The sequence below is a fragment of the Pseudomonas sp. KBS0707 genome (genome assembly GCF_005937945.2).
In the GTDB taxonomy this organism is placed as follows: domain Bacteria; phylum Pseudomonadota; class Gammaproteobacteria; order Pseudomonadales; family Pseudomonadaceae; genus Aquipseudomonas; species Aquipseudomonas amygdali.
In genome coordinates this window covers 2,808,018-2,823,963 of sequence record NZ_CP041754.1, presented here as the reverse complement: position 1 = coordinate 2,823,963, position 15,946 = coordinate 2,808,018, and the positions used below count along the sequence as shown (strand labels likewise).

Genomic DNA, 15,946 nt, shown 5'->3' with positions numbered 1-15,946 from the left:
ATCGAGTCACCACCGTGTGATCTACCGGAAACGGCATGTCAAAGCCGGGCAAAACTGTCGATCGGAAGAATTTCGATGCGCAGTGAATGCAGGCAGCTGTAGCGCTGCCTGCATGACAACGTCAGTTCTGTGGACGTTGCTTGGTAGCATCCAGCTCTGCTTTCTTGGCAGTGGAGATTTCAGTGATCTTGGCCGATTTCTCGATAGCCATATCAAAGGTCGCCGACATTTTATCGATTGCTGCGTCTGAATTGCCGGAGCTTACGGGTGGAGTCGAACTCATGTTGTTTCTCCTTGCTTCGAGTAGGGATCTATCTGCTGATTAACAACCGGCTAAAGAGCAGGTCAATGTGCCATTACACAACACGGTGCAGAGACACTAAGCTATTTGCCGCGCTGCCAATTAATAGTAATCAGCGAAACTTGTTCGATGCTGTGAAATGTTGTGAAATCAGATTTCACAACAAATTAATACCGCAAACCAACAGTGATATCAAAGTGATATTTATTTCTGGTTTATTTCTGGTGATATTAATTTTTTATGTACCACGAGACGGGGCTCCAACGTTTACGGGGTGTTCGCCAGAGCCTTTATTATTTATCGACGCGTGTGAATTGTTGTGAAAAGAGATTAGCGATCCGCCACTTCACTTGTCGGAATGATAGTGTCGACCCATAAACCCTGTTCTTTTGATTTGAAAACGAGACGCCGTTCAAACTATTTAAGCGAATAAAGAGTTCGTCATTGACACAGGGTTTCGTTCGCCTCGCGGCACTCAATTATTGAGTCGCCTGCTCCACGTCCAGCGGTTAACAACAGGAGTTATATGCTATGTCGACGTCCACGATCAGCCCGGTGCCTGGCCCTCTTCCGCCACCCGCACCGGGCGCGAATGCCCGAACGCGATTCAACCAGGTGCTGCAGACCAGCAACCGCAATGGCGGCCAATACCGGCCAGCGGGCGCAGACGAAAAGGCACCTGCGCTGGGCAGTTACGCATCGATAGAAAAGCCCGGCACTGTGGCGGCTGACACAGTGCGCTACGTCCCCCAGGAAGGCGATCAGGTACTGGTAAGCAAATCCACCAGCCCGGAGCTCTATCGTCAGGTCGTCGAAGACCAACCCCGAGTGGCAGGTTTCAGGGCCAGTGTGGCTGCTGGCTACTCCCCAGCCAAGGCTGATGCTGCCGCGCCAGCGACTCTGAGCGGCTATGCCCGTATCGGAGCACCGGACGAAATGGGGCCGGGGCTGATTCGCTATGAAGCCGCCGATGGCAGCAAGGTCATCGTTTCGCAGCAACAGAACCCGGAACTCTTCAAACAGGTGGCATCGGATTTCAAATCGCTATCCGGCGTAGGCAGCAGTCAGCGCGAAGGCTACAGGGTGGCAGGCGCGGACGAAAAGCCGCCGGAAAACATTGCAGACTTTGCAGTGGTCGGTCCGGTGGATGAAGTCGGGCCGGGCGTGATGCGTTATGTCGACCGTGACGGCAATAAAATCGTCGTGGCCAAGAGCGACAATCCTGAGCTGTACAGCGCGGCCAAAGACGCTTTCAATACCCTGACCGGGCTGAACACGAGCGAAGCGCAAGGTTATCGCAGGGCGGGTGACAACGAAGTATGGCCACCCGTATTCGGCACCACCGTCGGCCCGTTGAATGAGGTCGGCCCGGACACTATCCGTTACGAGCACAACGGAGAGAAGGTTGTGGTCACCCGTGACGACAATCCGAAGTTGTTCGATTATCTGGCAGCGCTGCAAACCATAGTGTCGGACCCGCAAAAAAGAACTGCGATGGAAACAGCAGTCAACGAAGGGCAGATTCTTGCTGACCGCAACACCCCCATTCCCAGCTTGAACGACATTACACAGTTCACTTGGGTGTCTGGCCAGGAAGGAAGCCAGATCAGCTATCAGAATCAGAGCGGTGAGCGGATTGTCGTCACTGAAGCATTGACTCCTGAACTATTCGACAAAGTAACCACCCTCCATGACGCCTGGAACAAGATCAACAGCAGCCGGGAAGAAGGTTACACGTTGGCAGAGCCTCATGACTTTTTGAAGAATCAGGACATAACCATCGGTTCACCGGACGAATTAGGCGCGGGTCTGATTCGTTTCGAGAACGGCGATGGCAAGTTCATCGTCTCCAAGGATTCCAGCCCGCAGTTGTACGATGACGTGGTGGAAAAATGGAATGAGCTGGGCACCGGCAATATCGGTGAAACCCGCAGTCGGCATAACTTGCCGCCCGTGGCCGAGCTGGATCTGATGGGGCAGAAAACCGGCGTGAAAGCCGACAAGGATGACGAGAATTCCGAAGAGCTGAACGTCGGCGAACTGGCAACCAAGGAACTGCTCGACCAATACCGCGACGGTGTGAACAAAGGGGATATTGCCAAGGATGACCCTCGCGCAAAACTGGTCAGGGCAATCGAGGCGCAGGCTGCTTATGACAACGGTCGCGGCCTGACCGGTTATGAAGAGGCCAAAGGCGCTTTCGGCGGCACCTGGCGCGAATTCGACAGCAAACAGACCCAACTCAGTTCGGCCGACATGCACGACATCATTGATGGCGGCAAGCTGCAAGAACAACTGACCACACTGTTCTCTGATCCTACCGTGCAGCAGGACTACCAGAGCAAGATGACCGATGCACTGGGCAAACTGCCCAACAAGGACGAAATCAAGCAGAAGCTGCTCGACCTAACCGCCAATCCCGATTACGTACTTTACCTCAAGGACCTGAAAAAGCAGGGCCTTGGCCAAGAGGCGCAGAAAGACCTGAGCGACACCTTGTCCTCACTTGCACTGGTCGATCCAGAAGGCGCCAGCAAGGCGGCACAGTCTATTCAGGCCGACGGTTTGACCAGCGATCTCAACGATCTGGTCGCCGACCCGTCGAAGATCAGCGACGAGAATAACGCCCTTGCCACCAAGGACCTGTTCGGCCTGCTCAAGGCAGAGCTCAAGGGCTTTCTGGTCGATATGCCGCGCTTCCTGCAGCCCACCTTCGAAAAATTCCTTCAGGAAGGTGTCGTGGGCAACGCCAAGCCCGCAGACATCGCCAAAGCGCTCAAGGAGGTCGGTGATGCCTATCAAAAAAACGACAAGGTCAGCGAAGCAGACATCAAGACAGCCCTTTCCAAACCCTACATACCGGTCGCTGATCGCGGCAAACTGGGCGAAATCTTCAATACGCTCAATAGCAAAGGCGTCATGGGCTCCGTTGCAGCAGGCGTGTCGCTGTTCTCGGCGATTTATCAACTGGTCGGCAACGGCGGCAAGCTAGGCGAGACACCGATTCAGCGCCTGGGCATTGCCAAGGACTTTCTGAGCTTTGCCGGCGGTGCCAGCCATTTCGTACGTCTGGCTGATCAGGTTGGCGACCTGATGGGCAAAGGCGGCCTGGTGGACATGCTGGGGCTGGACAAGACGTTACCGGAGATCTGGGGCAAGGAAAGCTTTGGCAAGGCCAAGGAAGTCAGGGTCAGCGGCATTTCCGCAAGCAACCTGAGCGAGATCCGCACTGCACTGGATGCGACTGATGAATATCGGCTCAATTCGACGCTGGGCGACATGGCTGGCGGTGCAGAAGCGGAACGCCAGGCCATGGGCGGCATCACCCAGCGGCTGGATGACGCCGTGCAGGCTTCAGGGGCCAAACTGCCCTCTGGAACTGCCAATAAAATCGCGGGCTCAGTCGTCAAAGTGCTGGGGCCTGCAACGGATCTGGCTGGTGGTTTTGCCGATATCGTACTGGGTGCATTCACCATCAAGGACGGCGTGAAGTCAGGTGACAAGCTCGCTCAGGCTGCAGGCGGCCTGCAAATTGCCGGCGGTGCCTTCGGCGCGTCAGCCGGCGTACTGGGAACCGCGGCGCTGGTGGGTGCAGGCGGCGCGGCGGCCACCGCGCTGGCCGGGCCATTCTTCCTCGTCGGCGTTGTGATTGCTGTCGTTGGCGGGATCATTGGCTATTTCGTCGACCATAACAAAAAGCAGAAAGCATCCGAAAAGGAAAACGACTGGTATCGCGATCTGGCGGCAGACGGTTTGCTGCAGTCCGACTGGGGCGACAAGGTCGAATATGCACACTACTCGATCCACCACTATCGCGAACGCGAAGCGCCTGAAGACGACAGCCTGTTCCGCTTCCAGAGTGCCGAGTGGAAGCATTTAGACGAAACGCCGCAGGAAGGCGGCTCTTCCACCAACCGCCTTGATGACACGTTACACGTGGAATACGGCGAGCCACACAAATCGCCGGATCAACAGAAGCGTGACGAATTGAGAGAAGCACCGCGCTGGAGCGGCTCGAAGGTCTGAGCCATTCATACATGTTCGACAAGCCGCCGTTCAGGCGGCTTTTCGGTTGATCAGGGAGCGCCAAACAGCATGGTCCAGTACACACCGTAATCGGCGTTGGTAGCCGTCGCATAGGCCGCGCCGACCTCGGTAAACATCGGGTTCATGAGGTTGGCGCAATGTCCCGGGCTGGCCAGCCCGCTGGCCATTGCCTTGCTGACGGTGCTCTGCCCTGCTGCGATGTTTTCACCGATCTGCCGTCCGCCGTAACCTGCCGCACGGGCGCGATCTGCCGGTGAGTCGTTATCAAAGCCGCGATGCGTGAAGTAATTCTCGCTGGCCATCGACTGGCTGTGCCCCTGTGCAGCCGTTTCCAGGGTCGTGTTCCAGCTCAGCGGTCTGGCCGAAGGAAACGGCTGCTTGCCACACATGCGCGGCTTGGCTCGCGCGGCATTGACCTGCGCCAGAAGTATGCGGCCAGCCGAGCGTACATCTTCCAGGCTTTCGTCGATCAACGGTTTCGCCAATACCACACGCCAGTCGCCACGCTCGCGAGTGATACCGATGTCGGCGTATTGCGGGTCAAGCAAAGCGCCGCAATAGCGTTTTTCAAGCATACCGAACGCCTCACCAGCGCTCTGCGCACCCGCAAGTCGTATGGTCCGGACAGTGACCGCCTGGTAACCGGATGCCTTGAGCGCATCACGTGAACTGCCAGCGAAATTGATCGGCAACGCTACGCTGGTGTTGAGCGTCAGCGCCCTGGAGATTTTTGTCATCCGTGCTTCGCAGCGCTGAGGTTGCCCCCGAAAATCGTTGATGGCCTGGACCAGTTGTCGCTCGTCACTGGCACTGGCATGGCTGGCGTACATGGGCAGCAGAGGCACGAGGTACACGCACATGCGCCAGAAATAACGGTGCGATTCAGGCATGAACACAGACTCGAAAAGGAAAAGGCACGCCATGAATTTCAAGGCCCGAATAGGACCCTGAAAAAGCCTCTTGGTTCATGCTGCATGTTCAAGTGCAGTGGTTATTCAAATGCCTGTTCCGGCAAAAAGCACCGCTGATCCGGGCCTCTCGCGATCACGTTGAATTTACCCGGACCATCGCGATCTTCCTTACAGACCTCCTGTAACTGCCGAGAAAGGATTCTTTCACCATGGCCACTCCTCCCGAAACTCCGTCGCTGCGCCGGGCAATCACGGCACCAATGCTGACACTGTTCATCCTCGGTGACGTGCTGGGTGCTGGCGTCTATGCATTGGCAGGCACCATCGCCGGACGTGTCGGCGGAGCCATCTGGGCACCCCTGCTGATTGCCCTGTGCTTCGCCTTGCTGACCGCTGCATCCTACGCGGAACTGGTGACTAAATACCCTCGTGCGGGCGGTGCGGCGGTGTACGCCGAAAAAGCCTTTGGCAAGCCACTGCTGTCGTTTCTGGTCGGCTTTTCCATGGTGGCGGCAGGTGTCACCAGTGCGGCCGGGCTGGCGGTCGCGTTTGCCGGCGACTATTTCCAGGCATTGGTGAGCTGGCCCGCACAGTGGGTATGTGTGGGCTTTCTGGTGATTGTTGCGCTGTTGAATGCGCGTGGCATCAAGGAGTCGTTGTCGGCCAATCTGGTAATGACCCTGATTGAGCTGAGCGGGCTGGCAATGGTGATTGCGGCCGCAGTCTGGTTCGTCAGCCAGGGCAATGGTGTGCCGCAACGTGTATTCGAACTGGACACTAACTCACCCGCCACCGCGATTCTTGCCGCATCGCTACTGGCATTTTATTCATTTGTGGGCTTTGAAACGTCTGCCAACCTGGCCGAAGAGATCAAGGATGTGCGCAGGATTTATCCACGGGCGCTATTCGGTGCACTGCTCATTGCAGGTGTGGTTTACATGCTGGTCGGCGTGGGCGCGGCCATGGTGCTGCCCGTCGAACAGTTGAAAGCTTCGCAGGCCCCGCTGATGGATGTCGTCAGTGCTTCAGGGTTGGGGATACCTGCCCCATGGTTCGCGGTGATCGCGCTGATTGCGGTTGCCAATGGCGCACTGCTGACCATGATCATGGCCAGCAGACTGACCTTCGGGATGGCTCGTGAAGGACTGTTGCCCGCGGTGATGGGCTCGGTTCTGCCTCAACGGCGCACACCCGGCGTGGCTATTTTCGCAACCACAGTGGTTGCCATCGCGCTGTCCTTTACCAGCACCCTCACCACGCTCGCTGAAACCGTGGTGTTATTGCTGCTGTTCGTGTTTCTCAGCGTCAATATCGCAGTTCTGGTGCTCAAGCGCGACAAGGTCGAAGCCGGCCATTTTCAGGTTCACTGGGTCATTCCGGTATTGGCGATTCTTTCCTGCCTGCTTTTGCTGACCCAGCAAGGCCCTGAAACCTGGTTGCGTGCCGGCATGATGCTCGCTGTCGGAGTCGCGCTTTATGGACTGACCCGATTAGGCAGCTCAGTGCTGGTTTCACACCCGCGCTGAACGGCATTTGTGATGCATGCCACGCGCGTGAGTCAGGCTTTACTTCAGTGTGTAACGACGATGTCTGAAATCGGATTGCGCCACCGCTCTTCGATTCTCGCATCGTCTGCTCGATAGCCAAGAGCGATAACCAGCGGTATGACGGCACCACGTGGCAGCTGGAGAAGTTTGGCAACTTTCGCGCCTGAAAATCCTTCCATCGGGCACGTATCGATGCCCTTCGCGGCTGCGCCAAGCATGATGGTTTGAGCTGCGAAGATGGCATTGCGTGCCGCCCATTGCCGACCGCCAATATGGCCGATGGGGAGTAGCGAGAGGGTCGGTCGGATCAGCGCTGCAAGCGCAACAATGGGCGACCACAAGACAGAAGATCCCACTCCGAGAACCTTCTGAAACATACCTATCTGTTTGCGGTAGTAGACCTTCGAATCTGTTCCCAACACAGACGAACCTTCAACGTGGTCAAGTTGTGCGTTGGCTGTACGCAACCCCAGCGCAGGACTCGCCACGATCACGATGAGCTCGGCCGCTGATGCTGCAGCTTTCTGGCCGTTGCAAGCGACCGCCAAATTCGCTTGAGCCCAGGATCGCGAACCCAGTGCAGTTGATAAGGCTGCATGTTCCCGCTGGAGGGGGCATAGGCTGTGCGCCTGCACCGCCCGGTTCAGGCGCTTGCGCTAGGCATGAAGCAACTCGATCCGGAAAGCCTTTCGCAACGCCTGCCAGTGCAATACGACCAGGAAGAACTCAAAAGACATTGCCTGCGGTATAAACGCACATCTGGAACGGGTCGAGCAATTCATGGCCCGGGAACGCGCCCTTCTCGATCAGGCCAGTCATGAGTTTCGTACGCCGATCGCGGTGATCAGCGGCGCGCCGGATGTGCTGGCCAGGCAAGCGCTACCCGCGTGCGCAGCGCCACCGATTCAACGCATGCGGGCAACCGTGGATAACCTGACCGAGATCATGGTCGCGCTGCTGTATTTGTCGCGCGAGCCCATGTCCTCAGCGCCAGACGACCCCGTCGAACTGGACCGCCGGTTGCCCGGCCTGGTCAAGGACCACCAACACCTTCTGGACGGCAAACCCGTGCAGTTTTCGGTGCACATCCACCAGACGCTTTGCCTGCAAGTGCCCGAGGCGATGTTACGCATTGCCATCGGCAACCTGTTGCGTAACGCTGCCGAAAACACCTATGACGGAACAATCACCGTGCGCCTCAAGGACGGTGTATTGAGCGTGACCGACTCGGGCGAAGGCTTCGACACTGCGCAGGCGTCCCTCCACTACCTGTCTCTGCTGAGAAACCCGACCAGAGCGGGCACCGGGAAAGGCCTGGGGCTTTTTCTGGTGCGGCGCATCTGCGAACGATTTCGGTGGACGCTGACCCTGGAGTCGATGCCGACGCTAGGCACCAGAGCGGAGCTGGATTTCCAGACTCGGCTAGTGCAGTACCGGTAAATTCGACAGCAAGCCTCTATAACTTCAGCGTCATGAATGGCATGAGAAACATCATGAGATTAACGGTGCGACACTATTAACAAGCACGCTAAGTTAAATTTTTTTCACAGGCCAAAAAACAGCTTTACCGTCATAAAAAAAATATACATTATTCACGTGGCCAATAACCTGCTATTCAGCAACTTTAATGCAGTTATTTGTAGCCACCCCATCATTAAACCACGCAGAGAAAACATCATGAACCGAGTAACAGCAAAGTCCGCATTGAAAGCTCTCGTTGTGACAACCATTGCAATCATCGGCCTGCAGGGCACGGCATTTGCCGCCACCGGTATACAAACCACACCAGCTGTCGATGGCAAACATGCGCTCGTGCAAGAGGCCGGCAAGACTGAAGCCACCCGCACCACATCTGCACCACTGCAAGTAGCGACAAGGCTGAAAAACGGCTTCCCTATCAACAACGCCTGTGACGATACCGGCCTCCCTTGCCCGCCTCGCGGCTAAAAGCACCGGTTAAAAACAGCCGCAAAGTAGTCACTTTGCGGCTGCACTGTTATAGAACAATACCGTTGTTACCTGTCCACTCTGCAAGTGATCAGCCCCCTGAACTCAGCCGCTACTTGCATCTCCATCCATGTCGCTCATGCCCTCGCGACTAAATAGCAATGCCATAGCAGCGGCCAACAGGTTCAGCGTTTCAGTCGGTCGATGATCACCGCCAGCAACAGAATCGTGCCGCGAATCACGTATTGGTAGAACGTATCGATATTCTTCAGGTTCATCGCATTCTCGATGATCGCCAGAATCAGCACACCAGCGATTACATGGCGGATCATGCCGATGCCGCCGCTCAGCGAAACACCGCCCAGTACGCAAGCCGAGATGATGGTCAGCTCGAAGCCCTGACCGATCATTGGCTGCCCCGAGGTCATACGCGAAGCCAGAACCACGCCAGCCAGTGCCCCGACAAGCCCGTGAACCGCGAAGATGATGATCTTGGTGCGATCGACATGCACACCCGCCAGCAATGCAGCTTCCTGGTTGCCACCGATGGCCATGGTGTTGCGCCCGTAGGTGGTGTAGTTGAGCAACCAGCCGAAGAATATGAAACAGGCGATGGTGATCAGGATCGGCACCGGCACGCCATATATCTGGCCATTGCCGAAGATGAAGAAATCCTCGTTGGAGACGCCGACGGCCTTGCCGTTGGAGAAGATATACGCAAGGCCGCGCACGATCTGCATGGTCGCCAGGGTCGTGATCAGGGCATTGATGCGCAGCTTGGCAATCACGATGCCATTGATCAGACCAACCACCAGCCCCAGCGCCAGCGCGGCGGAAACACCGAGAAACACGCTGTCGGTGTCGCGGATAACAATCCCGGCGATGACCCCGGAACAGGCCAGCACCGAACCGACCGAAAGGTCGAAGTGCCCGGACGCCAGACAAAAGAGCATGGTGCAGGCAGCAATGCCCACGGTGGAAATCGCAAGGCCTAGCCCCCGCATGTTCAGCGGTGACATGAAGTTGTCGATGAACACGGCGCACAGCAGGAAGATTCCCACGGCAGCCAGGAGCATCACCCAGTCATCGGCAAAACGACGCAGGTTCATGCCCTGACGGGGAGCCTGCAGGCTGGATTCGGTAGACATATGCACCTCTTTATTATTGTTCATGGTCAGGGGACCGGTTATCAGCTACGCGTGCGAGGCAGAGCCAATTGCAGGAGTCGCGACTCATCAGCCTCATCGCGGTTGAGTTCACCAGTGATCGCGCCTTCGCTCATCACCAGAATGCGGTCGGAAATACCCATGACTTCCATCAGGTCACTGGACACCACAATGACCGCAATCCCGTCGGCGGCCAGGTTGTGAATGATCTCGTAGATCTCGGACTTGGCACCGACGTCAATCCCGCGGGTGGGCTCGTCCAGCAACAGGACCTTCATCGGCATCGACAGCCAGCGACCGAGAATCGCCTTCTGCTGATTGCCGCCGGAGAGGAACATGATCTGTTGCTCAGGCGATGGTGTCTTGACGTTCATCGACTTGATCTGGCTGCGTGCGTTGTCGCGCTCCCAGCGGCCCTGAATCAGGCAGCCGAGATTCACATGCCGGGGCCGTGCACCGATGTTGATGTTCTCCGCGACGCTGGACAGCGGCACGATACCTTCCTTCTTGCGGTCCTCCGGGCAGAGCAGAATGCCTGCTTCGATCGAATCGCGTGGGGACTTGAGCGTCAATGGCTTGCCGTCCAGCTGCAACGTGCCTGCCGTGCTGCGCGTCAACCCCGACAGCAGACGGAACAGCTCGGTACGCCCGGCGCCCACCAGCCCGAAGAAACCCAGCACTTCACCTTTCTCTACGGCAAAACTCACGGGTTCGTGCAGCCCCGGCCCCAGTAACCCGGTCACTCGCAGGCTAGGCCCTTGATGCTGGCGCGGACGATAATTGTAGATGTTCTGAATATCCCGGCCGACCATGCAGGTCACCAGCCGGTCATGATCCAGATCAGCCATCTGCTCAAAGGTTTTTACAAAACGACCGTCCTTGAACACTGTTACGGCATCACAGACACGGAAGATTTCTTCCATGCGATGAGACACGTAGAGAATCACCCGCCCCTCGTCGCGCAGCCGCACGATAATCGCCATCAACCGGTCAATTTCACGTGCCGACAGGCTGCTGGTGGGTTCGTCAAAGGCGATGACGTGCGCATTGCGTGACATGGCCTTGGCGATCTCCACCAATTGCCGCTGGCCCAGTGAAAGATCACCCAGGCGAGTGCGCGGGTCGATTTCGTCAGCCAGGCCTTTGAGCAGCTCACCTGCCCGACGGTACATCGCGCCACGATTGATCAAACCGAAACGATTGGGCATGTGCCCAAGCAGCAGGTTCTCGGCGACGGTCATTTCCGGCACCAGATGCAATTCCTGGTGAATCACCGCCACACCCGCCGCAATACTCTCGGCGGTGGATTTGAACTGGTAGCTCTGCTCACCGATCTGCAAGGTGCCGCTATTGGGCTGATAAGAGCCGCCGAGGATTTTCAGCAGCGTGGATTTACCGGCACCGTTCTCGCCCATCAAGGCGTGAACACTGCCGGGGCGCGCTTCGAAGCTGATGTCCGAAAGCGCCTTTACGCCGGGGAAGACCTTGCCGATGCCATTGAAGCGCAAGGCACCGTTTATGGATGTTTGCTCGATAGCCTGTTGCATGAAACCAACCTCCTCGCACGTGTGAGGGGCCTGAAAATCAGGCCCCTCAGTCAACTCACTTCCACAAACCGATCTTGGTCAATACTTCCTGGAAGTTGGCGCGGGTGATCAGTGTCACATCGTCCATAGCGGTATATTTAGGCGGTTCAACGCCCTCGGTGACCCATTTATACATATACAGCGCGGTGTTGTAGCCTTCCTTGTCCGGGCTTGGCAGCATGGAGCCAAAGAAGCCACTCTCTTTTTTCTTCAGCTCATCAATGGCATCGGTGCCGTTGATGCCGATCCCGATAACGTTTTTCGCGCTGAAACCATTGCTCGCCGTCGCGCGTACGCCCCCCAGAACAGTGTTGTCGTTCATGCCGCCGATGATCAGGTTTTTCGCATCGCCAGGCAGTTTTGGCAGCGCCGAGTTGGTGGCGTCCATGCTGCCTGGTACATCAAGAGTTTTCTGCGCGGTGAACAGGATGTGATCTTTCGGCAAACCGGCCTCTTCTAGCGCCTTCACCGAACCATCAGTACGTTTCTTACCGGTGTCGAGCTCGTTGTAAGTGTTGATGATCGCGTAGGTGCCTTTCCACCCGCCCTCATCCCACTTGCGGTTCTTCGCTTCGGTGGCCATCGCGGCACCTTGCTTCTGGCCCACTTCAAAGGCTGCCATGCCCAGATATGGCACGTCCTCCATGAATTTGCCGTTGGCGTCGACAAAACGATCGTCCACGGCCATGACTTTCAAACCGAGCGCCTTGGCCTTGGCCACGATTGCAGGGCCCAGAGAGACATCAGGCGGGCAGATCACAAAGCCCTTGGCACCGTTGGCGGCCAGGCTGTCGATAGCGGAAAGGGTCTTTTCACCATCTGGCACGGCAATCTTGAGCACGGTAAAACCATGCTCCTTGCCTGCCTTTTCAGCAAACGCCCATTCAGTCTGGAACCATGGCTCTTCAGCCTGTTTGACCAGAAAGCCGATTTTGACTTCATCAGCAGCGGAGGTGATGCCACTCATGCCCAGAATGGCGGTGGTGACGGCGGCACAGCACAGGGAACGAATCCCGTGACGACTCAACATAGCTAACTCCTTATTTTTATTGAATAGCTACAGCGTTCAGCGAGGTGGCGGTTGCAAACGCGGAGGCGTCCGAGAACCGATTAAATAGTCATACCATATAATGAATGACCGCTATGTAACCGAATGTCACTCCTGTATTTCCCATCGCGACGCCGCCGCAGAAAAGGCGACGGCGCGGCATTTTTTTCAACCGCTGAAGCGCTGACACAGCGTTCCTTTGACGCCAACATGCGCCATCAGCACCGCGCCATCGAAACGTCCATGAGCATCGGCAGGCGCTGCACTGGTGACATACAGTGTCTCCAGGTCAGGACCACCGAACACACAACTGGTGGGATGGCTGACGGGCAGCTCGATGACCCGGTCGACACTGCCGTCGGGGGCAAAGCGGATCAGGCAGCTGCCTCCCCAGCGCGCGTTCCATACATAACCTTCGGCATCCATTGCCGAGCCGTCGGGCGAACCCTGGCCCTGCTCGGCCGCCCATACCTGACGTGGTCCCAGCGAGCCATCTTCCTGCACAGGGTATTGGTAGATCACTTCGTCCAGGGTATCGGCGCTGTACAGCACGCTGCCGTCGATATTCCACAGCAGGGTATTGACGATGCCCTGCCCGTCCAGCAAACGCGTCACGCGGGCGTCGGGTTCAACCCGGAACAGCCCGCCCGAACGACGGACCAAAGGTACGTCTTTGCCTTCGGCATCGATATTGTTTTGCATGCTGCCCAGCCACAGGCGGCCACGGGCGTCACAACGGGCCTCATTGGCGCGATTGCCAGGGGTCGAATCTGCCACGCAGAACAACGCCAGTGAGGTTTTTTCGGATTTGAGGTCCAGACGATACACACCGCTGGCCAGAGTCACCAGTGCGTCGCCCTGCCCGGTCGGTATAAACGCAGAGACCGGCTCGGGCATGCGCCATTGGCGATACTCCCCGGCAACCAGCCGACAAGCCAGAAAACCGGCAATGTCGACCCAGTACAAGGCCTGCTCTGCGGCGTCCCAGAAGGAGCCCTCGGCCAGCTTGAAACGGTGCTCGGAAACGGGCAGCCAGTTCATGAAAAATGTCCTTTGTTATTGTTGTAAAGGCACTTTTTGGATGTTTGCGTCGCAGTCTTGTCCAACCTGCGTGCCCAGTCGACCTGTTTCGCAGGCATCCAGCGGATCGACCGGTTTCAGTGAAGCTGGCACTACTAAATAGTATTACAATTTATTTTTCAAGTGGCATTTTATAGGCTATAAATCCATGCATCGGCTTTAATCCGATCAAATAGTCTTACCAATAACAATAAAAGCAGGCAGATCAGATGAAAACACATGCTCTCCTCAGCACCCTTGGACTGTCCTTGATGATCAGCACCTTGACTGCACAGGCCGCGGCACTCTCCAGCGAGCACAGCACTTTCGGCCAACTGCCCGACGGCACTGCCGTCGAGAAATTCACCCTGCGCAACAGTCACGGCGTGCAGGCCAGCATCATCACCTACGGCGCGACGCTGCAATCGCTGCTGGTGCCTGACAAGGCCGGAAAGGTCGAGGACATCGTCCTGGGCTTCGACGATGTTCAGGGCTACCAGAACAACGGCACGGTTTATTTCGGCGCGACCATCGGCCGATTCGGCAACCGCCTGGCAGGCGGCAAGTTCAGCCTGGATGGCAAGACCTACCAGGTCCCACTCAACGACAAGACCAATGCCCTGCACGGCGGCACTCAGGGTTTTGACAAACGACTCTGGAAGGCAGAAGAAACCAAGACCGGTGATTCGGTCGGCGTGAAGCTGACCTACGTGTCGCCGGATGGCGAGATGGGCTTTCCGGGCACATTGAAAACTGAAGTCACTTACAGCCTGAATGAGAAAAACGAGCTGAAGATTGACTACCGCGCCACCACTGACAAGCCGACAGTGCTGAACCTGACCAACCATAGCTATTTCAACCTGGCGGGTGCAGGCAGCGGTGATGTACTCAAACAGGTCGCCACCCTGCACGCTTCGCACTACACACCGGTCAACGACAAGCTGATCCCGACCGGCGAACTGCCTGCCGTCGCGGGCACGCCGATGGACTTCCTCAAGCCCACCGCGTTCGGCAAGCACATAAAGGATGATCACCAGCAGTTGAAATATGCCGAACCCAAACAAGGCGGTTTTGATTTCAACTGGGTACTCGACACTAAGGGTGATGTGAAGAAACTGGCCGCCGAGGTCAGCGACCCGCAATCAGGCCGCAGGCTGCAGCTGTTCACCACAGAGCCAGGCGTACAGCTGTATACCGGCAACTTCCTGGATGGCAGCATTCATGGCAAGGCGGGCAAGGTCTACCCGCACTGGGGCGCCTTTACCCTGGAGACCCAGCACTGTCCTGATGCGCCCAATCAGCCGAAATTTCCCAGCACACGACTGGACCCAGGCAAAGCCTACACCCAGACCACCGTGTTCAAGTTTCTCAATAACTAGGGACGTTGAAGTCGCACAGCCCCTGAAACCCAGGGGCTGGCGACTCTCAAGGTTACTGATTGCGCTTCATTGCCGCAGTCAGGGTATCGACGTTGTAACGGAACATCTTCGCGTAGGTTGACGCAGGGCCGTCGGCTGGCGACAAGGCTTCGACGTACAGCTCACCGCCTGGCTGGGCACCACTGGCTTCGGCAATCTGCTTGACCAGACGCGGGTCGCTGGAGTTTTCGAAGAAGTAGGCACTGACATGCTCGGCCTTGATCTGACGAATCAGTTTCGAGACATCAGCTGCCGACGCTTCCGATTCGGTAGACAAGCCCAACGGTGACAGGAAAGTCACGCCATAGGCATCGCCAAAGTAGCCGAACGCATCATGAGAAGTGAGGATCTTGCGCTTGGCGGCCGGAATAGAATGAATCTGATCGCGGGCGTAAATGTCCAGTTGTTGCAGCTCGACGATGTAGCGATCGCCATTGGCTTGATACTCGCTTGCTCCTTCCGGGTCGGCTTTCTTTAGTGCGGCGATAATGTTACGCACATAAATCACCCCGTTGGCGGCGCTATTCCAGGCGTGCGGGTCGACAATACGCTTGCCATCTTCGTCCATGCTGCGGGTCTTGATCCCTTCAGAGAGCACTACCGGCTTGCCCTTGTAGCCCGACGCTTTGATGAGACGATCCATCCAGCCTTCCAGATGCAGGCCACTGACAAACGCCAGGTCGGCATTTTTCAATGCCTGAGCATCACTTGGCGTTGGCTCGTAGACATGCGGGTCGCCGTTCGGGCCGATCAGGGACTTTACGTGAACACGGTCGCCGCCGACCGTACTGACCATGTCCGCGATGACCGTGAACGACGCAACGGCTTCCAGCGGTTTGGCCTGGGCCAGGCTGGCGAACGCAGACAGCGCCAGTGCAGCTATGGAACTCAACACCATCAATCGTTTCATGACGTA

General features: G+C 57.0%; 12 protein-coding genes and 1 pseudogene. 5 read left to right on the top strand and 8 right to left on the bottom strand.

The window, feature by feature from the left end:
* Window positions 1-121: 121 nt before the first annotated feature.
* Window positions 122-283, bottom strand: coding sequence for a hypothetical protein (locus FFH21_RS29970; protein ID WP_004660836.1), 162 nt, complete (start codon window positions 281-283; stop codon window positions 122-124).
* Between the two features lie 549 nt (window positions 284-832).
* Between FFH21_RS29970 and FFH21_RS13375 the strand changes: the two genes are divergently transcribed.
* On the top strand, window positions 833-4,327 hold the full coding sequence (locus tag FFH21_RS13375) for a hypothetical protein (protein WP_011168629.1): 3,495 nt from the start codon (window positions 833-835) through the stop codon (window positions 4,325-4,327).
* Window positions 4,328-4,377: 50 nt separating this feature from the next.
* On the opposite strand, the gene FFH21_RS13370 is transcribed toward FFH21_RS13375, so the two are convergent.
* Window positions 4,378-5,238, bottom strand: coding sequence for a CAP domain-containing protein (locus FFH21_RS13370; protein ID WP_041924804.1), 861 nt, complete (start codon window positions 5,236-5,238; stop codon window positions 4,378-4,380).
* Between the two features lie 230 nt (window positions 5,239-5,468).
* On the opposite strand from FFH21_RS13370, the gene FFH21_RS13365 reads away from it, so the two are divergent.
* Window positions 5,469-6,785, top strand: a complete 1,317-nt coding sequence (locus FFH21_RS13365; RefSeq protein WP_011168626.1) for an APC family permease — start codon at window positions 5,469-5,471, stop codon at window positions 6,783-6,785.
* A gap of 44 nt (window positions 6,786-6,829) precedes the next feature.
* On the opposite strand, the gene FFH21_RS13360 is transcribed toward FFH21_RS13365, so the two are convergent.
* Window positions 6,830-7,300, bottom strand: coding sequence for a nitroreductase family protein (locus tag FFH21_RS13360; RefSeq protein WP_230383653.1), 471 nt, complete (start codon window positions 7,298-7,300; stop codon window positions 6,830-6,832).
* A 129-nt stretch (window positions 7,301-7,429) separates the two neighbouring features.
* On the opposite strand from FFH21_RS13360, the pseudogene FFH21_RS13350 reads away from it, so the two are divergent.
* Window positions 7,430-8,246, top strand: a pseudogene (locus FFH21_RS13350) (sensor histidine kinase); the annotation flags it as partial.
* 264 nt (window positions 8,247-8,510) lie between these two features.
* Complete coding sequence (locus tag FFH21_RS13345; protein ID WP_041924545.1) at window positions 8,511-8,753, top strand: hypothetical protein; 243 nt, start codon at window positions 8,511-8,513, stop codon at window positions 8,751-8,753.
* Between the two features lie 185 nt (window positions 8,754-8,938).
* Here FFH21_RS13345 and araH read toward each other — a convergent pair whose 3' ends face one another.
* From araH to FFH21_RS13325, 4 genes are all read right to left on the bottom strand, one after another.
* Complete coding sequence (araH, locus tag FFH21_RS13340) at window positions 8,939-9,901, bottom strand: L-arabinose ABC transporter permease AraH (RefSeq protein ID WP_038820239.1); 963 nt, start codon at window positions 9,899-9,901, stop codon at window positions 8,939-8,941.
* Between the two features lie 41 nt (window positions 9,902-9,942).
* Window positions 9,943-11,466, bottom strand: a complete 1,524-nt coding sequence (gene araG / locus FFH21_RS13335) for an L-arabinose ABC transporter ATP-binding protein AraG (RefSeq protein ID WP_005757844.1) — start codon at window positions 11,464-11,466, stop codon at window positions 9,943-9,945.
* A 55-nt stretch (window positions 11,467-11,521) separates the two neighbouring features.
* Window positions 11,522-12,535, bottom strand: coding sequence for a substrate-binding domain-containing protein (locus FFH21_RS13330; protein WP_004664986.1), 1,014 nt, complete (start codon window positions 12,533-12,535; stop codon window positions 11,522-11,524).
* A 186-nt stretch (window positions 12,536-12,721) separates the two neighbouring features.
* A complete protein-coding gene (locus FFH21_RS13325; protein WP_004664985.1) occupies window positions 12,722-13,594 on the bottom strand; it encodes an SMP-30/gluconolactonase/LRE family protein in 873 nt (290 codons plus the stop codon).
* A gap of 248 nt (window positions 13,595-13,842) precedes the next feature.
* Between FFH21_RS13325 and FFH21_RS13320 the strand changes: the two genes are divergently transcribed.
* Window positions 13,843-14,991 carry an aldose epimerase family protein gene (locus FFH21_RS13320; RefSeq protein WP_011168622.1) on the top strand — a complete coding sequence of 383 codons (1,149 nt, stop codon included), beginning with the start codon at window positions 13,843-13,845 and terminating at the stop codon, window positions 14,989-14,991.
* Between the two features lie 52 nt (window positions 14,992-15,043).
* On the opposite strand, the gene FFH21_RS13315 is transcribed toward FFH21_RS13320, so the two are convergent.
* A complete protein-coding gene (locus FFH21_RS13315) occupies window positions 15,044-15,940 on the bottom strand; it encodes a metal ABC transporter substrate-binding protein (RefSeq protein WP_011168621.1) in 897 nt (298 codons plus the stop codon).
* Window positions 15,941-15,946 lie beyond the last annotated feature (6 nt).